Source organism: Pseudaquabacterium terrae (assembly GCF_013266755.1).
Taxonomy (GTDB): Bacteria; Pseudomonadota; Gammaproteobacteria; order Burkholderiales; family Burkholderiaceae_C; genus Pseudaquabacterium; species Pseudaquabacterium terrae.
Genome location: NZ_JABRWJ010000021.1, coordinates 26,608 through 47,423, shown reverse-complemented (window position 1 = coordinate 47,423; position 20,816 = coordinate 26,608). Strand labels below are relative to the sequence as shown.

Genomic DNA, 20,816 nt, shown 5'->3' with positions numbered 1-20,816 from the left:
CGAAGTCAAGCCAATTTAGTGACTACAAAATCGAGAAAACAAAAGCGCCTCAAGGGCGCCAATGTTCAGCAATCACGCGGACTTGCGCCCGCATGATGACTACGTGGATGGGAGGAACTTCGGTTTAGAGGTCAAGGCGGCGGGCCAATCATCCGTCGCCGTTTCGCCGCAAGGTGCTGGCCAGCCACTCGCCGATGACCGGTGTCGCTCAGCCCTGCACCCACCCCCACCTCCACCCCACCAGCACCACCAGCGCGCTGACCATCTGCGCCATGCCCGCCAGCGCGCGCTGCTCGTGCACCGCCGCCAGCACCTCGCGCAGCAGCACCAGCTCGTCGTTCGGTGCGGGTAGTCGTCGCCCTCGCCGACCACGATGCGCCGCGGTCCGCGAGCCGTCGGCTGCGGCACCACCAGTTCGCCGCGCAGCGCTTCCAACATGAAGCGCCAGGCGTCCGCCGGCGCACTGCGAAGGCTTGCTGACGGTCGGCCGCGCCACGTCACCCCTACAGGCGATCACGAGGGACTCGGGGACCGACACGATCCACAGCGCGACCGTTGAGGCTCCCGAGGCGGAATCGCCGCCGCGCCTTCAATCGGTTGCGACCCGGCGCGCCGGCATTGCCAGCCTGATCGCGCGGTCGACGGCCTCGCACACGGCATGCGCCTGGGCCAGCGTGCCGCCGGCGGCGTAGAAGCTGATCCGGGCCATCCTGAGCAGCACATCTCGGGCGGCGGCTCTCTCGTCGCGCCGCTGCTTGTCGTCCTTGGCCATGGGGCCCTCCCGCTGTGTTCGTTGGTGGGCCGGCACGATCGCGCCAGGTCTGCAACCCCGTGCGGCCAGCGCGCCGATTGCTCGGCTGCCACTGCGGCGGCCCGGGATGCAATGTGCCGCCGGCGGGCGGCCAGCGCTTCGCCCCGATGGGGGTATCACCCGAAAGGGGGAGCCGTTCAGCGGTAGCACCGCCCGCGGCCGGGGTCTCGGCTCCACTGATGCTGCTGCCCATCGCGCCAGCCGGGCAGCGGACCTTCTTGCGGTCGCGTCACCTCGCCTCCGGCAGCGGTCTGCTCCGGCCCCCACGCGCCCATGTAGGCGCTGGTGCTGGCCTGACCGTAGCCGCGGATGGTCTCGGGCGCGCCCACGGGTTGGGCGTTCGGGTCGATGCCGCGCGCAGCCTCGGCGCTGAGCCGGCGCTTCGTGACGTACTGCTTCCCGGTCGTCGAGCTGGTCAGGCGCCACCGGTAGATCCGGAGCATGCCGTCTTCGTCGCGCTGGGCGTGCGTGGCTTGCACCAAAAGCTGCGGAGCGCGCGGCGTGGCCTCGACGTAGTGCCGCGGCACCGGCCGCGCCTGGTGCTGCACCACCTGTCCATCGCCGCGGATGCCGAGCGGCGGGGCTGCGCAGTGCATACAGTACGCCGACCCACGGTCGGGGTGCAGGAACTCGCTGCGGCAGCGGTAGCAGGTGAGGATGAAGGCGAGGTCCACGGGCTCACCGTAGCAGGGGGGTAGCTCACCGGCCGAGGCGGCGAGCCGGCTTCCTGGGCGCCGCGGCCAACTCGCGCAGAACTGCATCCCGCGCCGGGCTCTTCATGCGCGCGCCGCTGGCTGGCGACGGCTGACGGCGGCCGCGGGCTGGCTTGGTGGGCTTGCTGGCCATGCTGGGTGCTCGGCAGGCACCGTGCCCGATCACTTCGGCGGCGGCCCAATGCGCTCGTGCGCCGCGCGGGCGGCGGCCACTGGGTCCTCCGCGGACGAGTAGGCCTGGCGGCCAGCGTCTGCACATAGCGCGAGGCGAAGCCATTCCTCGGGCGCAGGTGCGGCCGCAGGAGCTGCAGCTCGGTGATGAAGGCGTAAACCCACGTAGCAATGTCCATCGAGGCAGGATACGCCGGAGGCAGCCCCGGTAGCGTCGACCGGCATGTGCTCGCACGGCTTAGGCTGGTTCGTCCTTCTTCTTTAGATCCCTGGCCAGCTTCACCGCCCCATCCAAGATCCTGGTTCCGCTACCCGTGAGGACGGCGGCGAAGAAGTCCAAGACGGAGCCGATCAACTCTAGCTTCGACTTGATACTGGCAACGCGCTTGATGACCCTGTCCGCCTCGACAACGGCCGCAGTGATGCGTTCGGCGCTGATCTTCGCCTCGTCGATCGCGAGCTTGATGCTGGCAATGTTGAGGTCCCCAGCTGCCAACGAGACCGCAATCTGGGTGTCGAGGATCTCGTTTCGTGTTGCGTCGTCAGCCTCGGTGAGAAGGGGCGTCAGGCCATCGGCCAACTCGGTGAGCCACTTCCTCACCCACGCCAGGTCTTCGCGGGTGGTCACGTCGCTAGCCTCGGCTGGCATGAGGAGATCGTCTGCCATCTCGCCTCCCGCTTGTCCGTCAGAAAGCGGCCTGGACCGCTTGCTGGGTCTCGCCCGGCTCGGCCGGGCATGCAAAGCTTCTCGCCCGTCTTCCTCGGGCGAGACGTTAGGCACCGCCACAGACCCGGTGCCACCGCCAGTGTTGGCAGCAACATCAGTTGCAGATGAATCGCCCTGGCCTTCCTCATCGCGCCCATGCGGTTCCAGGAGAGCTCGAAACCTCGCCTTGCCATCGAGCGCTGTCTGCAGCAACACCTCCCGAAGCGCCGAACCCCGGCGTCCGGTCACCTGCGCGTAAATGGCGGCCAAGCCAACCACAATCGCACAGGCCTGCGAGGTGCCGTTTTGCGTCTGGTAGCGTGCTGGCCATCGGCCAGCCTTCGGCAAACCCGGCTGCGCTGCCAAGATGCCGGCGCCGGGCGCCCAGAGCTCCGGATCTTGCCCGACGGAGCCCTCCGCGCGGCTGCTGAACAGAGCCGGTGAGCCTTCTGCATCGAGCGCGCCCACGCCGAGCACTCCTGCCATTGATGCCGGGAACGATAGCCGGCTCCCGGCGCCATAATTGCCAGCAGCCGCGATCACGACGATTCCGGCTTTAAGCAAATCCTTCAGCATCATCTCAATGACCAAGAACTGCTGATCCCACCCGAAAGGCAGGCAAACGATATGCGCGCGCTCTGTCTCTGGCATCGCGAGAAGCATCTCGAGCGCCTGAATGATCGTTGGCCCAGCCTTCAAAGCACCGCGCAGCGCCAGGGACTGCAGGCTTGCGCCAGGCGCTACACCGGCAAAGCGGCCAACGATCAGGCTCGCCACCCCGGTGCCGTGACCGTCCGGATCGGTCGTCGCACCTGTGATCGGCACATGCTGCAACTCCGGATGGGTTGCATCGACGCCGGTCGACAGCAGCGCGACGCGAATGCCTCGGCCGTCGGCACCCGGGACCCGCCCGGCACCAAGCCAGTCGCGCAACACCTCGCCCGTGTCCGGCATCAAGGGCGAACGTGCTCGGTCCACGAGGGGAACATCCGCGTTCGGCCCTCCGAGCAGTTCGCGTCGCACCTCGTCCAGGACCTTGTTTCGCTTCGCGCGAACCTCCAATTGCGCGAGCAGCCCGTCAATGCCTCCCTTCAGCGCAAGGCCCAGCAGCACGCGGTCTGCCAGGACTCGCGTCACCCCTTCGCGCCCACCAGCACCAGCACCATGGAAAAGGAGATGCCTGCTCGCGTACTGCGCGCGCGCTTCGTCATCAGGGCCGGCCATGAGGTCATTGAGCAGTGAAGCATGCGACAGCACGGTCTCATCGGGATACCAGGTCCCGAGCGCCTTGCCGATCGAAGGAGCCAGCGTGCCGCCCGCGGCACCAGGCTCAACGACCCGCCAGCCAAGCTGCATCGCCAGCTCTGCACCCGATTCGTCGGCACCGAAATAGCCGCCCTGTCGCACCCCCATGCGAATCAGCATCATCCGTAAGCTGTCGGGAAGCTTCGACAGCATGCGCTGGGTGATCACGGCCCAGTTGCGCTCCGGCTGCGCGCCGCTCGTGCGCGGCCACTGCGTCGTCCCAAGTCGGGTACCGACACTGAACACACCGATGAGCGATGGAACGCCGCGGTGGACGCGCTGCTGGCCGATGCGCAATTGGACGGACGAGATGTTCTGCCGGCCAAGGTACGCGTTGACCTCCTCGGTGCTCAGGAGATCGATGTGAACCTCGCCTTCGCGATACCAGCGCAACTCGACACTGGCGTCGCCACCTCGTGCCTTGCCGCCCAGGCGGACCGCGAGTCGTGCTCCCGCCGGATCACCGCTGCTGCGAGCGGGCGGCTCCGTGCCGAACCAGATGCCCCCGGGATAGCGCTCGCGCACTGACCGCTCCCGCAGGAGCTCCGCGAGCATAGTCCGCGCTCCGGCACCGGGCCGCGCCGTCAGCGCGAGCGTGGCACCTTCGCGCAGCGCAAGCAGCATCGAACGCAGCGAAGCCTCCAGCGTGGGTCGGCCCACGAGTTCGCGCAACTGCAGTGGGAAGCCGTGAAGGGCGCCCAGCGCCGCGCTACCGGGCCTGGGGCCCGGCCCCGTTGGCTGGTCACCTGTCAGCGTGGCGCCTGTCGGCCCGCCAGCGCCGCGCAACGCACGCAACCGGCGCGAGACCTCGACGAACGAGCGCGCCGAGGCCGGCAGTCGCTCATCCCCGGACGGGTCGAGCAACAGCGCGGCGAAGCTCTCGATCCGGGTCTTCGTGACCTGCTCGACGAAGCGTCGAATCTGTTCGCGCGAAGCGGCCATCGTGCGCTCGGCGATGGCGCGTTCTTCGCGCGATAGCGATCCATGCAGCCAGTCCCGCACACCGGGCTCGAACTCAAAGACCAATGGATCCGTCGGCTGAGCGTCCGGCGCAGGTGGCGTGCGTCGCAACAGTCCGGACAGCAGGACCTCGGCCAGCGGCGCAGCCGACGGTGGACCTGGCAGGGACGCCAGCAGCAGCCGCATCACCGGCAGCGTGATCCAGGCCCCCGCGAGCAGGCGCAACAGCGCGAACGCCTGGGGTGAGGCAATCGCCCGGAACTGCAGCACGCGCTTGCGCAGCGCTGCCTCGGCTTCGACCGGATCGGACGGAGACGGCGGCGGGGGTGGCGGAGGCGGTGTCTGCGTGGCGGCCGAGGCAGCCAGTGGGGCGCTCCCCGGAGAAGGCTCTGGTGAAAATGGACGCCCAATCGCAGCCGCCGCGTGCTCCAGCAGCCGCGGCGCCATCACCCAGCGTGCCCAGCGGGCAAGCGAGTTCGCTTCGAGCTCGAGCACCGGAACGGCGCTGAGCCCGGCGCGGTTGCGCCACAGGCCGCTCCAGGGGTCCAACCGCTGCAGCAGCCGATTAGGCCCTCCACGCTCGCGATTGCGGACGCGCTCGTCGGCCGCACCCAGCGCCGTGAATCCCCATGCTGGCGCAGGCAGGACCTGGACGAGGCCCAGCACCGCCTGGCGCCCCAGTTCGTGCATGAACTCGCGAAGCGGCAACCTGCCCCAGTGGCCCGACACACCATGGGTGACGACAAGAACGATCTGCGGCCGCTGTACCTGCACCATCGCGCGCCGCCCCGCCGGCTGCCCTGATGGCGTGCGAACCGCGACCTTGTCGCCCTGCACCGACCAACGCCACAGCCGCACACGCCCAAACGCGCCATGGCGCGCCATGAGGTCACGCAGGGCATGCAGCGTGTCCTCGAACGGAAGCATCCCGGGGTCCTGCTCGGCGAGCAGCGCGACATCGAACCAGCGCTCGCGCATCGGTCGCAGCACCGGCACCAGCGCCTGCGCGCGCGTCCCGGGCCGAGCAGCAGCGAGCAGATCCGCGCTGGCGCGAGCACTCGCCAGAGCGGTCGCTTCGGTATCGAGCACAAGGCGTTGCGACGAAGGTCGCCGTCGCAGCAGGGGCCGCAATGCGCGCTCGATGGCGGATCGTCCGGGCAGCGCGTCAGCCGCAGGGACGAGAAGCCGGCGGGCCGCGAGGCCGGGCCCGCCATCGACGGCGGGTTGCTGGACGAAGAGATCGACCGTGCTTGGCGGGACCGGAGCTTCCACCGCAGCCATGGCGGCGCCCTTCCGCGAGACCGCGCCGGATACCGCTTGCGAGTTGCGTCGACGTGAAGCAGCCGTCTCCTTCTTCGATCCCGTTGATCCCGCAACGATCGGCCCAGTCGCCTGAACCTCGGTGTCAGGCAGCACGCGCGCCAGCCAGAGCGCGTCGGCCCGAGTCAGCGGGTCGGAGGCGGAGGCATCGACGTCGAGAAGTCGGAGTGCTTCGTGCACGCGTTGCCGCCAGCGCGCGATCTCCTGCTCGGCGGCGGTCGACGGCCTGGGCGCAGGCGGCGGCGTGGGCGGAGAAGGCGGAGGCGGCGTCGGCATCGCGATGCTTGTCGGTGGATATGGATGGAGCCCCTCGGCAGGCGGCTCAGCCGGTCAGGCTCTTGAACAGCACCGCGAGCATGTCGTCCCGCTCGTCCTTCGTCAGGCTTTCCCGCAGCGGCGCCAGGTACTGCGCATTGAGAAGCTGGTCAGTCGCCAGGCCACCCTGTTCGCGCCCGCTCTTGAAGGTCTCGATCAGCTCGCCGAGCTTGGGATCCTTGGCAAGCTTGGGCAAGTGGGCGCGGACGATGTCGAAGAGCTCGTTGTCGGGGTCCGGCATGCGGCACTGGACGCAACGGCGAAGGAATGCGGCAGGGAAGTCGCGTTCGCCGTTGCTGGTCATCACGATGAACGGGTACTCGGTGAAGGAGACTTCGCCCTCGGCCACCCTCACCTGCCCGACCGCGCTGCGCACCGTCACGTCCTGGAATCGATCGGCAACACGTTGCAACTCGGCGATCGGGAACGAGCCGGTATCGAGCACCGACAGCAAGTCATTGGGCAGGTCGACGTCGCTCTTGTCGATTTCATCGATGAGCAGGGCGCGCGGGGCATCGGCAGCAGCAAGCGCACTGCCGAGCGGCCCCAGCGTAATGAACTGGCCGAGCTCCGTGCCCTCGTCGACCACAGGCTCGCCTCGCTTCGTTCCCGCGACGTTGCGCGCCTGGATCTGCTGCAGCCGCGCGAGGGCGTCGTAGCGATACAGCGCGTCGGACAATGTCGAGCGCGAATTGATCGCCCACACCAGCACCTCGCCCAGGCCGAGGCGTTGCGCCACCGAATACACGAGCGAGCTCTTGCCGGTCCCGGGCTCTCCGGTCACGAGCAGCGGCCGTCGCAAGTGCAGCGCGACGTTGACAGCGTTGACGATCTCGGGTGCTGCCTGGAAGGTCTTGGCGATGACCGCGCGACCTGCCGCGCCCGGCTGACGCCAGGGCGGCGGCGGTGGCAGCTTCACCTTGGCCTTGCTCGGTTTGACGGCGGGGTCGTAGATCTTCCAGGGGTGCTTGTCCATAGGTTTTCTCGGTGTTCGCGCCAGCCGGCGCGCCTCAATTCATCGACTTGTAGCCGGTGCCCTCCAGCGGGTTGCTTCCGGGATCATCAAGCAGCAGCACGAGGGGTGGCAGCAGCCTGTCCCCCTTGAGCGCCAGACACAGCGCCTCCGGCAACTCGTCAAGGCGTTGCCGGGCGAGCCAGTCACGCAGCGCTGCCCGGAAGGGCTCGCCCTCACCCGGCGCGGTGCTGGGCCACAGCATGTACGGATGGCCCTCGAGGAGCGCCTGAACGAAGCGCCCGCGATTGGCCGGCACCTGGGGTGGATAGGCGAGCGCCAGCACATGGGCGGGCGGCGCTGCCACAGTCAGCGGGGCATCGTCGTCGAAGCGGCATTCGAGCGTCCCGCCGCTGCGCGCGCGATCGAGCACCTCTCTCGACTTGACGCGCCAGTACCCTGCCTGCAGTTCCTCGGCCTGCCGTTCATGCAGCCGCTCGCTCCAGCGCCAGTACATCGGATAGCGCTTGTCGAGCGCCACCCAGACCTTCGGCGTCCCGCCCAGTTGATAGCCGCGCCAATCGAAGCGGCCCCACAGCAACGGTCTCGGCGCCAACAGCTCGACCCGCAGTAATCGAACTTGCCCCTTCTGCACACTCTCGATGAGTCTCGCAAGCGACTGGCCGAGCCGTCCGGGAGCGGGCATGTAGGTGCCGGGCTCAAGCACCCCGTTGCTTTGCACCCACCAGCGCTCGATGGAGGGTTCCCTGGTCGACTCGCCGCCACGCAGCATCACGATCAGTACCGGCGGTCGCGGTGGCAGCGCGGCCTGCGGCCCAATCGCTGCCAGGCGCGGCCCCAACGCAGCATCGGCGCGCAAGGCACCTTCCAGTGCGTCCGCGCCCGTCCCACCCCCCAGGCGACGGGCCTCCTTGAGGGCCAGCACCATCAACGTGAGCAGGGCGCGCTCGGCGCGCGGCATGCCATCAGCGCCAGGACCGTACATGCCCTCAACGACCCACAGCAGCAACTCGGCCAGATCGGTGAACCTTGGCGTCGCACCGCTGGCTCGCTCGGCCGCAAGCACCTGCGCAATCCCGGCCCAGTGCGTCAGCCCGAGCCCGAGCCGGTACAGCGGTGCGACCCAGGGCATGACGCGGCTGACATCGTTCCATGACTCCTGGAAGAGATCGGCGTGGTCAGGGGCACGAGCGCGCCAGTCATCGACGAGCGTCGGAAGGGTGCCGTTGAGGATCGCGGTCGCGAGCTTTGTCGAGGTCAGGCCGATCGGCCGAAAGTCGTGCCAGAGGCGCTCGAAGAAGGCTCCCGGCAACCCGGTGCGACGAAGGCAGCGCCGCAGATCCGCCACCGAAAGCGCATCGACGGCGGCACCTGACCAACTCTCACCGGATCCTTGCGTCCAGTGCCATGCAACTGGCCGCGAGTCCAGCGCTTTCATGAGGGGCATGAGCCTGGCATGCAACTCGTCGCGGCTCGGCCCACGCGCCGGGTCCCAGGCCAGCGGCATCATCGCCTCGAGCGCTACTGAGGTGAGTGTCGGCAGTTCGTCGCTCATCGACGCCTGCGCGGCCACGCTGGCAGCGAAGTAGTAGAACTGGTCGCAGGTGGCGTCGCCAGTCCCTGCAAGCGTCTCGGTCTGCGGTGCCTGGGCAACGACGTCGGCGCAGGCGTCGATGAATCCGATCTGCAGCGTCGGTGCCTGGCCGCTGCGCAGCCGCTTCAGCAGTGAGTCGAGATCCCAGGTCCGCGGGCCTTCGTAGCCGCGCGACCCAGCGTGAAGCAGGTAACGTTCGCGACCGTGAATGACACCATGGCCGCGCCACACGATCAGCAAGGTGTCAGGTGCAGCCGCCTCGATGCAGTCGACGGCGTCGTCCAGTGCACTCGCGTCGGCCAGGTGCGCACTGGCGGCATTGAGCACGCGCCCGCGAAGCTTCTCCAGGCGCTCGCGCTCCGCGCTGCCCTCATCGAGTGCCAGGTTGAGTACCAGCTGCGTCCCGGGCCGCTCCGCCACGAGCCACTCCACCCAATCCAGGGCGCGCCTCGAAATGGGCGCCTCGAAGTCGAGCGGGTTCGGGATCCTCCTGCCCTCTCTGTCGAGGCGTGAGTAGTGACGCTCGACAGCGACGATCCAGGCCAGGACGCCGGGCACGCTCAGCCCCCGGAACGGGAACGGCGCACCGGACCCGGCCCGTATCCACATTCATACCCATGCACCGAGGTGATCGGTGCAAAGGGCAGCGGTCCGCACGCGCGCAAGCGTGCCGCTACGCCACAGTCACCGTGAGCACTGAATCCCATCACGGTTGTTCAGACCTGCTTCAGGAAATCGGCCAACGCCGGCCAGAACTGGTGGCGGTTGCGGAAGTACGCGCTGTGAGACTCCGGGAACGGCTCACCGTTGTCGACGACGAGGTCCTCGACCGCTCCCCTGAAGATCCCGCCGGCCGGGTAGCCCAGCAGGTCGCTCGGATCGTAGACATTGAGCCACCGCTGCGGAAAGTACCCTGGCATGGGCGTGCCAAGCGGCAGCGAGGCCAGCGCGTCGATTTCGTAGAAGTACGCGGACTGCGAACCGACCGTCACGAGAGCGTCCACCGGACGGGCATCCATCGCGAGCCAGTCGACGGCAGCGATCCCGCCCAGGCTGTGCGCCAGCACCACACGCGCCCCGGTCTCCTTCACCCGATGACCGATGAGCCCCCGCACCGACTCGCCCCGCGCCTGGTAGCGCAGGATGTCGCCGACGGCCGGGCTCGTGACATCAGTGATCTGGCCGCGATGCTCCCGCCCATATGCGGTGAGGCGCCCCAAGAGCCAGTCGACGACACCCGGTGCCGGCGGTCCTCCGAGAGGCGACTGCAGCAGCGCGGCGAGCTTGTCGCGCACGGTCACGCCGATCGCTGGCAGGCCTTGCTCCCGCAGCGCCACCTGCAGCGCAACCACCAGGGCTCGCGCCACCAGCGGACTTGCCGCCGGCGGCGTCAATGTCAGTCCCTGAATCACCAGTTGCCAGGCCGCGTCGCCGAGGATCTCGTCAACCAGCACCTGCCACTGGCCAGGCGGCACCACGTCCGCGAGCAGCGCCAGCACATCGGGATGGTCGCGCAGCGCTGGCAGGCGATCCCAGACCTTCAGACCGGGCTTGGGGCCTATGAAGTTCGGCGCGGGCGCCAGCCTCAACTCGATCAGCGGGTCGTCCGCGAGGAGGATCCAGCGCGCCCTTTCCTGCGCGGCGAGTCGCGCCGACGGGTCGCCGCTTGCCGCATAACCGTGGACCGACGCGCCCCGACGGTTGGGCGCGGCACCGAAGGCATCTCCCCAGTTGCAGGCCTCGATCTTCCAGCCGGGCAGGAACTCCGCTGCCTGTTTGCGCAACAGGTCAAGCGTTGCCGCAAGCGCCGTTCCCCGAACGCCGGTGCCGTGGACAAACAACAGGGTTGAAGCCATCGTGATCCCCAGCCGGCATGGAGGCCGGCGGCGACGGATGCTTCCGTGCGAAATCAGAAATGTCAACCCTTGGAAGTGTGAGGCGTGTCTGCGGAGGCACCCGGATTTCGCCTCGCGCGCCTTCGTCTGCCGCGTCGGATAGATGTCAGGCTTGGGCTACTTGTTCGCGATGAGCCAGCGCCGCACCGTGTTGCCACTCACGCCGAGCACCAACTGGAGCTGATCCCGCCAGATGATGGGATCTCGCGCTACGACCTGCAGCGCTGACTCGGGCGTGTCCATGATGTTCCCCTTCCTCGGGACGGGCGAGTGTCGGGCGGGAGTTTGAACCGCCCCGGATTTTGAGGAGGCTCCTTCGCTAGAGAATGGAGCCAACATGAGGAAGTCCCCGAAGTTTTCCCCCGAGGTGATCGAGCGCGCGGTGCGCATGGTCTTCGACGCCAAGGACCAGTACCCGTCGCAGTGGGCGGCGATCGAGTCGATCGCCGGCAAGATCGGCTGCACGGCCGAGACGCTGCGCAAATGGGTCCGGCAAGGCGAGCGTGACAGCGGTGTACGGCCCGGCGCGACGACGGCCGAGCAGCAGCGCATCAGGGATCTGGAGCGCGAGGTCCGCGAGCTGCGCAAGACCAACGAGATCCTGAAGCTGGCCAGCGCGTATTTCGCCCAGGCGGAGCTCGACCGCCAGTTCAAGAAGTGAACGCCTTCATCGACGAGCACCGCGCTCGTTGCGGGGTTGAGCCGATCTGCCGCGCGCTGCAGGTCGCCCCGTCGGCGTATCGGCGTCATGCGGCGCGCCAACGCGATCCCGCGCTGCTGCCCGAGCGAGCCCAGCGCGATGCTCAACTGCTTCCCCAGGTGCAGCGGGTGTACGACCAAAACCTGCAGGTCTACGGCGCCGACAAGGTCTGGCGCCAGCTGCGGCGCGACGGCATGGCCGTGGCGCGCTGCACCGTCGAACGGCTGATGCGGCTGCGCGGGCTGCGTGGTGCGCGCCGAGGCAAGGCGGTGCGCACCACCGTGCCGGATGCCAAGGCGGCGTGTCCGCTGGATCGGGTGAACCGGCAGTTCAAGGCGGATCGCCCCAACCAGCTGTGGGTGGCGGACTTCACCTATGTCTCGACCTGGCAGGGCTTCGTCTACGTCGCCTTCGTCATCGATGTCTTCGCGCGATACATCGTGGGCTGGCGGGTCAGCAGTTCGATGCAAACCGACTTCGTGCTCGATGCCCTGGAGCAAGCCTTGTACGCGCGTCGGCACGAGCGTGAAGGCGCCCTGGTGCACCACAGCGACCGCGGCTCGCAATACGTGTCTATTCGCTATAGTGAGCGGCTGTCGGAGGCCGGCATCGAGCCCTCCGTTGGCAGCACTGGCGACAGCTACGACAACGCGCTGGCCGAGACCATCAACGGGCTGTACAAGGCCGAGATCATCCATCGGCGCGGGCCCTGGAAGACGCGCGAGGCGGTCGAACTGGCCACGCTGGAGTGGGTCTCGTGGTTCAACCACCATCGCCTGCTCGAGCCCATCGGCTACATCCCGCCGGCCGAGGCCGAGGCGAACTACTGGCGGCAACAAGGCCAGGCCCGGGCGACGAACCCGCCACGCCAGATGGCCACATCGCGGGAGGGTTGAACCATGAGTACATGGCCCAACCGGGGGGGCCTCCGGCGGCCCCTGCGGGGGGCTGATAGAAGGAGAATCCCCCAACAGCCAAACAGCCATCTTGACGGTCAGGCCAACACGGTTTGACTCAAGCCAACAGGCCTCCTCGAAAGCCGGTGTGGTTCAGTTCTTCGGGCCAGCCGGCTCCTTGTGGCCGGTTCGCCAACTCGCCTTGGGGTTGCCACCCACCGTTTGGCAAGGGTTGGCGGGCCATGACCACATCGCGTGAGTCTTTCCATGGCAAGTATCCCCCCGGCGGTTCGCATACCCCACAACGTGAGCGTTAAATGTCTGTTGGCGGAGCCAGCCTCCGTCATAGCTCGCGCCGTTGCTCGCTGCGCGCGTTGCCCTGCCGGTTGTCCGCCGGCTTGTCCCTCACATGACTGAACTCCGGGACCAAGGCGGCGGCTCTGGACGCCGCGCGGTCTTCAGCGAGTTCGGAACCTATGCTCACCATCGCCGACGTCAATGGACTGGCGTCGATGCTGAACACCGGAGTCAATGCGGACCCACGGAGCGACTTTCTATCGAGTGCGCCTAGCCTCAAGCCACTCACTTGAGGATCCAAGCCGGATCCCCACGCGAGCGCACCAGTGAGAATCCCTCAAAGGTGGAGACGAGCCTTGTCGGGGACCAGCTAAAAGCCCTGGGCCTCAGCCTGCGGTAGCAACTGCGCTTCGGTGCCGACTTGGCTCATGACGCGCCCATCGTAGGTTAGGAAGATGCCATCTCGATAGCCGATGCAGAAGTTGTTCGCGTAGCACCGATAGATGGTTCCGTCGCCAAGCGCCTGATTCGTGGTCCCACCCACCAGCAGGTCAGGGTACTGGTGTTCGGCCCAGTCAAAGACGCGATCAAAGACCGTCCCTCGGTTTGACGCGTGGATTGCGACCGCCCACTGGTTCGTCGTGGGGCTGTACGTGACAGGAGCCCTGCCTGATCTGTATAGCCAGGGCTCCACCGCGTCCAGGGCCCATAGGCCGCGACGCGCTTGCCTCGCGGCCTGCTCTAGGGACGGGAGAAAGCTGTTCGCCTCCAGGTACTTGGTATATGCCCAAGCGCACCCCTCGGCGATCATCCGCTCGGCCACGTTGTTGCCATAGGCCGTCACGCTCGCAACCGTGCGGCCGTACTTGTCGCGCCCATCGCGACAGATCGAGATCGGCCCAATCGCCACCAAGCGCGCCAGACATGCCGCTGCTTCAGGTCCGAAAGTCTGGCTGCGTTCTGGGGCATCGACCTGATTGAGCCGGACGCTCTCGATCTGACCACCTCCTGATCGGACGCGAAGCGTGTCCCCGTCGACCACCGAGACCACGCTCACTGTCGAGCACGCAGACGAAGGGGCAGGTGGCTTCACAGCCACTTCAGGGGGGCCTGCTGGAGGTGGCGGGGGAGCAGGCGGCGGGGGCGGAGCTGGTGGCGCAGCGACTGTGACCGAGACCGCTGACGATCTTGTCGTCGCGCCCGCGTTGTCCGTGGCCACAGCGGTCAGACTGTGCGTTCCGGCGGCCGGATTGCGCCACACGAACGAGAACGGGGATGTGGTGTCGTCTCCGAGCATCGTGGTGCCGCGGTAGAACGTGATCCGCGTGACGTATCCGTCCGGGTCTGAGGCACTCACCGCAACCGAAATCTCACCAGAGGAAGGGAAGTGCGATCCCGTCACCGGGCTCGTGAGTTGCACGCTCGGCGGCTTGTTTGGAGCCGGAGCCGGAGCCGGCGGGGGCGGAGGCGGGGGTGGCGGTGGCGGTGGCGGGGTGTGGCAGTGGAACTGGCCCGTCGACCTGTTGGTGTGGCACCCGTTCTTGTCAGTGCCGCCCGAGTGCGCGGCGGCCAGGGGCGTCACGGCAACGAGTGACCACAGAATCGTTAGCCGCTTGTCCATTGCCCGCCCCTTCATGTGTTACGACAGGATACACGCTGGAGCTACCGCGGCGCCCGGCCAGAACGTTGCAGCAGGCTGCGCAGCTGGTTGGCCAACTGCACCCGAGTGGCCGCGAGGTCGACACCCGGGACCGCTCAGCAAGATGCCCACTTGAAGCGCATACCGGCGCGCATCTGCAGACTGCTCGGAGCCGAGCTTACAGACCAGGCGGCGGCAGCGCGCCAACGAACGGCTCCCGGGCCACCGGCGGCGGCGACGGCTCGAAGATCCGCTCGCCCTGGGCGAACGTCAGCTTCCGCGTCTTGAGGTTGACGCTGACGATGCCACCGCCATGCTTTCTCAGCTCGCGGAACACAGCGAACCCATCCAGGATTGCCAACTCCCACTGCCACAATGGACAACGTTCGACCTCGTAGCCACTGACCATGTTGTGCACCTCCTTGAGGAGGTCGTAGTTCAGGCGGCCCGGCTTTTTGTCCGCGAAGAAGCTACGCGCTCGCGCATGGTTGAAGATCAGCGTCGAGATGGCCTCCTCGATGATGCCGGCGCGAGCGCCATCTTCGTTCTGATCCGTCTTCGGGTTGCTCTTGCGCTTGACCTTGAAGAGGGAGCGCATCACCGGCGACCATCCCAAGTGCGTCATGTACGCCAGATGGAATACGTCGTGGAAACGGTACCCGTCAGGATCGGCGCGATTGTCGGTGAGCCGATCGCCGATATTGATTCCACGCAGACGCTGGATGGCGTAGGGGTCCCCACCGTTGCTTGGAACCACCTCGGTGTAGTGCATGTCGAACTCGCGTGGGAATTGCTCGATCTCCATGCCCCCTTCATCGAACAGTGGCAGGTGCATTGCGCCCTCTTCGGGCCAGCGCGACTGGATCTTCCTTATGTTCGAGTCCGCGATGTCCTTCAGTTGCTGCCCAAAATGAGCAGCCACCATCGCCAGATCGGCTAGCAGTCTCCCAAGCAAGCGTTGCGGCGCCTCGGAGAGCAAGTCCGTCTCGCTCGACGCGGAACTGAGCAGTTGACCCGCGTGCGCCGCAAGCTGCCGCATGCAAGTCAGCTTGTTCGGCTCCGTGAGCTTGACCTTCGAGAGCTGTAGCAGCGCGTCGAATTCTTCGAACGCGACTTCCTCCGGCACCTCGCGTTGGATGCTCAGGTCTCGCTGAAGCTCGTGCATCGCCGCAATGCCAGCCTCCTGCAGGCTTGTGCCGTACTGATGGGCGACGTTGGCCAAATACCAAAGCGCATCGCCGATTTCCTCGGTGATCGCGTTGTGCTCAGCTGGCTCGAGATCGCGATGCTCCTTCTTCACCAGCGAGAGCAAGCCGCCGATTTCGCCGAACAGCCCGAATCGCAGCTGGTCTCGAGCGTGTTCGCCATCCAGCTGGTTCGTCTTGAGCGCCTTTACCGCATAGGACACAAGCGGCGTGTGCGGCCTGTCATTGACCTGAGTGGCTTGCGCCATGAGCTCCTCCCTGTTCAAAGTGGCGTGCGCTGCCCGTTGCGTGATGTCTCCGTCTACCGGGCTGCAGAGCCCATTCTGAATGGAATGGGCCGGGAATGCGAGCGGCAATCGCGGCGCCGATGCTGCTAGTTCGCCATGCGATCGAGCGCGTCGAAAACGGCGCGAAGGGCTGGTGCGGTTGAGGGCTTTCGACGTATCAGCTGCTCCAGTTTGGCGTGGAGCGCTTGCGGGCTGGCGTCGTCAGTACAGTCGGGGTCGACATGCACTTCTTTGCAAATCGCTTGCACATATGTGTTCACTGTGGCGAACTGGCCGCGCTCGATTTTCGACACCCGTGTATGGTCACCTCCACAGGCTGCAGCCACCTGAGTAAGAGTCATGCCCAGACCGAGCCGCGCGCCCCTCAGTCTGGAGCCAAGCTCTTGTGCGAATTCAGGCTTGATCTTCCTTGCCATTTTGCACATTATGTGCTATTTTGAGTCAGGAGGCACAATGGCTGTGTACGTGGACAACGAACGAATCAGGTGGCGCGGCAAGCTGTGGTGCCACGTGGTGGCAGACTCGCTCGAGGAGTTGCACGCCTTCGCTGCGCGCATCGGGCTTCGCCGCAGCTGGTTCCAGGATCGCGCCTCGTACCCGCACTACGACGTCACGACCGATATGCGCGAGCGCGCCTTGGTCGCCGGCGCCGTCGCATCGCGGAAGACCCAGATGCTGATCGCGGCGCGCAAGCTCAAAGCCGAGATGGCAGGCGACGCTTCCCAGCCCCACGTACCCGACGTTGCTCCCCAGCTCTCGAGCCAGACCCTCTCGCTCTTCTAAAACTGCAAGCTCGACACGCATGACGCCCGCATCCTTCGCCCAGGCCATGGCGACGATTCGCCTGCCCAACGTCTTCAATCCTTACGCCGATCAGTGCGACGTTCACGATCGCGCCAACGCGCCGGCCCTGCGCCGCCGCGCGCTGCGCACGTACCTTGAGGCCATCATGGCTCTCGGGTCGGAGACGATCTGGATGGGGCGCGACCTCGGTTACCGTGGTGGCCGGCGTACGGGCCTGGCGCTCACCGACGAGGCGCATCTACCGCTCTTCTCGCGCTTCTACCCAGGCACAGACGTGACGAAGACGACTCGCGGCGAGGTCGTGGCTGAACGGACGGCCGCAGAGATTTGGGGCGCACTGTCACAGTTGGACATTCCTCCGCTGCTTTGGAATGTCTTCCCGTTTCATCCGCACGAGCCGGACCAGCCGTTTACGAATCGCAAGTTCACCAGCAAGGAGCGGTGCACGGTCGATGAGCTCAACAGCGAGCTTGTGCAGATGCTGCACATCGACCGAATCATTGCGATCGGCCAGGACGCAGCTGGCTACGCCACGCAGTTCGGTGCGCGCGTCGAGTGCGTGCGCCACCCCAGCTACGGCGGTACCACCGAGTTCCGCGCGGGAGTCTGCCGTCTCTACAACCTGACGAAGATCACACCGCGCTTGGCGTCGCAGCCGCTGTTGTTCTAGGCTCGAGCTCGCTCAAGAGCGCTCTTCCGGCGGGTGCGCCGCCCCAATTCTCAAAGTCGAGGTTCGCGTCCGTCGAGATGCAGGTCAGGCGGCCGGCTTCGATACCGGCCTGCTCCGCGACGAAGGTCAGCAGATGCGTGAGGCCGATCAGGTTGCCGAGCGCGCGTTGCGCGTAGTAGTGCGAGCGATAGATCGCCGTCAGATCGACTGACTTCGCATCAGTGAGCTTGAAGGTCAGGTGGCTCAAACAAGGCATGTTGGAGACCTTGCCCCCATCGAGCGCCGAATCGAAGGTCGGTAGCTCGCATGCCGCGAGCAACGGCTCGCCGTCGAGATCCTCAGCCACATGCACGCCCATCTCGTAGACGGACTCGTACGCGTTTCCGTCACCTTGGGCTGAGGCCCGCCGAAGCTTGAAGATGACCTGCTCAAGTGGGTTGAATGTGATGCCTGGCTTGCGGCCGCGCCGCTCCATCATGCGCATCGCATACGTGCCCCACGTTCCCTTCTTCTTCGCGCGCTCCATGATTTTCAGATAGCGCTCGGCGAGACCATCGGCTCCATGCTTGCGATACAGCCCCTGCGGAAAGAGGGTGCCCGCCACCGTCAAGACGCTCAGGTCGCAGTTCTGACGGAGTGCCCCATCCACGGAAGCAATCGCACGCCTGTCTTCGTCGGTGAGCAAGCGCGGATGTTCGATCTCGAGAACGAGGTTGCGTGCGCGCCGGCCGTTCTCCAGCAGGTACCTGGCCGCAGCAAGCCACGTCGGCACGATGCGGTCTTCAGCGAACACTTTCCCCATCTCTACCTCCCGAATGCCTGCAGAGTGTGCAGGTCGATGTATTCGATAGGCAACCAAGCGTGGCCTTGGTCGCCCCACTTCGCTCCCCAACTGTTTCGCACACGCACGTACTGGGCACCGCCGGCAGTCTCGCCAAGCCCTACCGCCACTACAGCGTGCGCTCGACCAGGAAGGATCATTGGCGTGAACGCAACGATGCCGTTGACGGGCGCCATCAAGGTAGCCGTGCTCTCGATGATCAAGCCAACCACGTGTCCGGCCTGAAGCTCGGCAGCCACCACGTCCGACGTCCGCTTGATCTCGCGCACACCGCTGCTGTACATCTTCGCGCCCGCAGGTTGGGCTGGCACAGCCACCGTTGCGTTGCTCGCCGCCTGATAGGGGAAGTCTGCCTCGAGTGGTTGACCCGGCTTGCCAGCGACCGTCAGTGTTGGCGACAAGTAGAGCGCGCCACCAGCCGCCCATCCGGGAGTGATTGCGCCAGCGTGCTGATAAAGGAATTCAGCGCTAAGTTCGTCGGGCGCCGGCGCTAGCCGACGGTTCACATCGGACACCGCGAATGCCAAGCAGGTCAGTCGCTGCCCCTGGTGCCGTGCAGCACCCAAGGTGACGGAGAGGTCGATGACGGAGGAGATCATTACGGCTGAATCTCCCGGAGGCGGGTGCTGTCGCTCAGACCTTCTTCAACCGTTTCGAACTGCATCTTCAGCGCGAGCTCCGTTGCCGCTTCGTCGTTGGCGACCCACGGGCGCGTCTCGCGGAGGTGAAACTCAGAGACACTTCCACCCTGCTGCTCAACCGCGGGACCAGCCAAGAAGTAGCTGTCTTCGCCGCCGCCGCCCACCAACGGCGGGCCCTCGCGCTTTTGCTCGCGCGCGTCCACAAGAATAGGGCTGAGCGTGAATCCTTCTCCAGCCAGTTCGTCCGCAGACCAGAGGTAGCCCGCTGTCGCGTGGCTCGGCAAGTTCAACAGGAAGCGATCGGTACTACGCGGCTCGATGATCCAGTCCTTGTCGCGCGAGTCCAGCACCCAGACGTCGGCGTTCTTCCCGAGAGCGACGCCTGGCGGCAACATATCGTTCTTGAGCGCCTTAGGCTTGGCCACGCAGAGCGTGCTGGCCTGCGCAGGCGTGACCAGCTTGAGCCGGGCGAGCGCCCAGGCCATCGCCGTAAAGCTGATGCCGAGCCGGAGCGAAAGTTGATAGACGACTGCAGGCTGAAGCAGATTCGTCTTTCCCCAACCCTTGGCTTTGACGGTGCGCACCACCAGCCACATCGGCGCCATCAGCTGATAGGCGAACTGATTCGCCTCCTGCTCCGTAACGGAGTCCATGTCGCCGTAGTCGATGTGCTCGTCGTGGGTGGACACGTGGCCAAGGAAATAGTGGCCAAGCTCGTGCGCACACGTCATGTGCATCATCCCGATAGGACGATCTGAATTCACGATGATGCCGGCGCGCCCTTCACGCAGGAATGCTCCGAGCAATTTGTCGAACTGCTCCGTCAGCATGACTGGAACATCTTGTTCCTGAGCCAGAAGCATCGGATCAATCCGCGAGAAGCCGCTCTGGATGCGAGCGGCCGTCCCCGCGTCGCTGAGCACTTGCGTAGCCTTCTTCGAGGCGTCCAACAGCCGCTGCCTGAGGTTCGCCATCACCTGCCCTTTCTCGTGTTCGGCCTGCCGGAGTTGCGCAGGTAGTTGGCGAACTTCGTGACCTCTTCGAGATCGCGCCCGCTCAGGCCGCGAAGGGCGCGGGCAGCGAACGCGACCTTCTCATTAGCTTTGAATTCCTCTTCGCCGGTGAGAAGGTAGTTGACGCTGCGACCGTAGAGGCGCGCCAGCTTGTCCAGTTCGAGCGAGTCGACCTTGCGGCTGCCTGACTCCATGTTGGTAACCGACGGCCGCGAGAGTCCTAGCGCAGTAGCGACCTCGTCTTGTGAAAAGTTCAGGTACTCGCGCGCTTCGCGCAACCGTTTCCCCATCTCCGCACGCCGCGCATCGGTGTCGTCGGCGTTCATTTCCGGTGCTCCGCGACGTAGTCCAGGACGCTTTGAGTTAGCTCGTTGACGAACTGGTCCTTGCTCTCGTAGCCACCGCGCCGGATCACCTCGCCGGTGGGCAGTTCCATGTCGACGATGTCCTCAACTTCTTCCAGTGCATCCGAGGCGGTGAACGAGTCCATCGCTGCAACCAGGTCGTCAACGGTGTCACCGCCTTCGGCGCACAGCGTCTGCCCAGCCCAGAATGCCTCGAGCGCTGCAATGATCTGTTCGCGTTTTTCTTCCATCATCAGGGCCTCTATGGTTCGATGCTCGAACAGCGATGGTACGAATATCGTACCAACGATACTGTATGTCAATACAGTATTTTCTATCTCGACCACCCACCTCCCTGGTTGAAGCGAAGTCCAGCTCGGCCGCCCGATGGCTTTCGCCCCGGAAGTTGGCCTGCTGTAAAGCTAAAACGGAACAGAAGATCGAAACCCGACAATCGATCGCCGACCGATGTCAAAAATCTGACGTTCTCACACCGAGAACGCGCTGAGCGGCCACGCGCGCATTTCACGTCTGCCGTCAGCGCCGGCCCGCGGTGGCACAGTGCTTCAGCGCCTCGAGCTGCCGCTGCATGCGCGATCTCCAGCGGCATGCCCGTGGCGATGGCATGGCTCGCGTGGGTGTGCCGCAGCCAGGGGGTGCTGGCCTTCGCGAACCGCTCCGCACCTTGCACATCGTCGGACCGCCGCAGCTTCCTC

Annotated in this window: 18 protein-coding genes, 1 pseudogene and 1 other annotated feature; of the genes and pseudogenes, 3 read left to right on the top strand and 16 right to left on the bottom strand. The window is 66.0% G+C overall.

Features of this window, described 5'->3' with window-relative positions; all coding sequences use genetic code 11:
• Window positions 1-589 precede the first annotated feature (589 nt).
• From HLB44_RS35370 to HLB44_RS38085, 7 genes are all read right to left on the bottom strand, one after another.
• Entirely contained in the window at window positions 590-772 is a 183-nt protein-coding gene (locus HLB44_RS35370) for a hypothetical protein (protein WP_173135209.1), read from the bottom strand.
• A gap of 176 nt (window positions 773-948) precedes the next feature.
• A complete protein-coding gene (locus tag HLB44_RS35365) occupies window positions 949-1,485 on the bottom strand; it encodes a hypothetical protein (RefSeq protein WP_173135206.1) in 537 nt (178 codons plus the stop codon).
• A gap of 448 nt (window positions 1,486-1,933) precedes the next feature.
• A complete protein-coding gene (locus HLB44_RS35360) occupies window positions 1,934-6,262 on the bottom strand; it encodes an SAV_2336 N-terminal domain-related protein (RefSeq protein ID WP_173135203.1) in 4,329 nt (1,442 codons plus the stop codon).
• Window positions 6,263-6,308: 46 nt separating this feature from the next.
• A complete protein-coding gene (locus HLB44_RS35355) occupies window positions 6,309-7,277 on the bottom strand; it encodes an AAA family ATPase (protein ID WP_173135200.1) in 969 nt (322 codons plus the stop codon).
• 34 nt (window positions 7,278-7,311) lie between these two features.
• The gene (locus HLB44_RS35350; RefSeq protein ID WP_173135197.1) at window positions 7,312-9,426 is read right to left on the bottom strand and encodes a hypothetical protein; all 2,115 of its coding nucleotides are present in this window, start codon (window positions 9,424-9,426) and stop codon (window positions 7,312-7,314) included.
• A gap of 158 nt (window positions 9,427-9,584) precedes the next feature.
• Window positions 9,585-10,724 carry a hypothetical protein gene (locus HLB44_RS35345; RefSeq protein WP_173135194.1) on the bottom strand — a complete coding sequence of 380 codons (1,140 nt, stop codon included), beginning with the start codon at window positions 10,722-10,724 and terminating at the stop codon, window positions 9,585-9,587.
• Window positions 10,725-10,880: 156 nt separating this feature from the next.
• Window positions 10,881-11,006 (bottom strand): hypothetical protein, encoded by a 126-nt coding sequence (locus HLB44_RS38085; RefSeq protein ID WP_281375270.1) that lies wholly within the window; start codon window positions 11,004-11,006, stop codon window positions 10,881-10,883.
• Between the two features lie 94 nt (window positions 11,007-11,100).
• Between HLB44_RS38085 and HLB44_RS35340 the strand changes: the two genes are divergently transcribed.
• A protein-coding gene (locus HLB44_RS35340; RefSeq protein WP_173135192.1) for an IS3 family transposase occupies window positions 11,101-12,359 on the top strand; the annotation gives its coding sequence in 2 pieces (ribosomal slippage) (window positions 11,101-11,389 and window positions 11,389-12,359; 1,260 coding nt in all).
• Window positions 11,379-11,495: a sequence feature (AL1L pseudoknot), on the top strand. Its footprint overlaps the gene before it by 117 nt.
• 667 nt (window positions 12,360-13,026) lie before the next feature.
• Here the strand turns inward: HLB44_RS35340 and HLB44_RS35335 are convergent.
• From HLB44_RS35335 to HLB44_RS35325, 4 genes and pseudogenes are all read right to left on the bottom strand, one after another.
• On the bottom strand, window positions 13,027-13,707 hold the full coding sequence (locus HLB44_RS35335; RefSeq protein ID WP_343051767.1) for a thermonuclease family protein: 681 nt from the start codon (window positions 13,705-13,707) through the stop codon (window positions 13,027-13,029).
• A gap of 180 nt (window positions 13,708-13,887) precedes the next feature.
• Window positions 13,888-14,277: pseudogene (locus tag HLB44_RS38445) on the bottom strand (Ig-like domain-containing protein); the annotation flags it as partial.
• Window positions 14,278-14,473: 196 nt separating this feature from the next.
• On the bottom strand, window positions 14,474-15,748 hold the full coding sequence (locus HLB44_RS36895; protein ID WP_217283939.1) for a nucleoside triphosphate pyrophosphohydrolase family protein: 1,275 nt from the start codon (window positions 15,746-15,748) through the stop codon (window positions 14,474-14,476).
• Between the two features lie 125 nt (window positions 15,749-15,873).
• Window positions 15,874-16,203: a helix-turn-helix domain-containing protein gene (locus HLB44_RS35325; RefSeq protein ID WP_173135186.1), complete on the bottom strand. Its 330-nt coding sequence runs from the start codon at window positions 16,201-16,203 to the stop codon at window positions 15,874-15,876.
• Between the two features lie 37 nt (window positions 16,204-16,240).
• On the opposite strand from HLB44_RS35325, the gene HLB44_RS35320 reads away from it, so the two are divergent.
• Both HLB44_RS35320 and HLB44_RS35315 read left to right on the top strand, forming a co-directional pair.
• Entirely contained in the window at window positions 16,241-16,570 is a 330-nt protein-coding gene (locus HLB44_RS35320) for a DUF4031 domain-containing protein (RefSeq protein ID WP_173135184.1), read from the top strand.
• A 19-nt stretch (window positions 16,571-16,589) separates the two neighbouring features.
• A complete protein-coding gene (locus HLB44_RS35315) occupies window positions 16,590-17,261 on the top strand; it encodes a uracil-DNA glycosylase (protein ID WP_173135181.1) in 672 nt (223 codons plus the stop codon).
• Here HLB44_RS35315 and HLB44_RS35310 read toward each other — a convergent pair.
• The 5 genes from HLB44_RS35310 to HLB44_RS35290 are packed head-to-tail and all read right to left on the bottom strand — an operon-like array spanning window position 17,224 to window position 20,351.
• The gene (locus tag HLB44_RS35310) at window positions 17,224-18,063 is read right to left on the bottom strand and encodes a thymidylate synthase family protein (RefSeq protein WP_173135179.1); all 840 of its coding nucleotides are present in this window, start codon (window positions 18,061-18,063) and stop codon (window positions 17,224-17,226) included. The two genes, HLB44_RS35315 and HLB44_RS35310, sit on opposite strands and share 38 nt — an antisense overlap.
• Before the next feature lie 2 nt (window positions 18,064-18,065).
• Complete coding sequence (locus HLB44_RS35305; protein WP_173135177.1) at window positions 18,066-18,701, bottom strand: C1 family peptidase; 636 nt, start codon at window positions 18,699-18,701, stop codon at window positions 18,066-18,068.
• On the bottom strand, window positions 18,701-19,717 hold the full coding sequence (locus tag HLB44_RS35300; protein WP_173135175.1) for an ImmA/IrrE family metallo-endopeptidase: 1,017 nt from the start codon (window positions 19,715-19,717) through the stop codon (window positions 18,701-18,703). Before HLB44_RS35300 ends, HLB44_RS35305 begins: the two co-directional genes overlap by 1 nt.
• Complete coding sequence (locus HLB44_RS35295) at window positions 19,717-20,082, bottom strand: helix-turn-helix domain-containing protein (protein WP_173135173.1); 366 nt, start codon at window positions 20,080-20,082, stop codon at window positions 19,717-19,719. The genes HLB44_RS35300 and HLB44_RS35295 overlap by 1 nt, the downstream gene beginning before the upstream one ends.
• Window positions 20,079-20,351 (bottom strand): hypothetical protein, encoded by a 273-nt coding sequence (locus HLB44_RS35290; RefSeq protein WP_173135170.1) that lies wholly within the window; start codon window positions 20,349-20,351, stop codon window positions 20,079-20,081. The genes HLB44_RS35295 and HLB44_RS35290 overlap by 4 nt, the downstream gene beginning before the upstream one ends.
• Window positions 20,352-20,816: the final 465 nt, after the last annotated feature.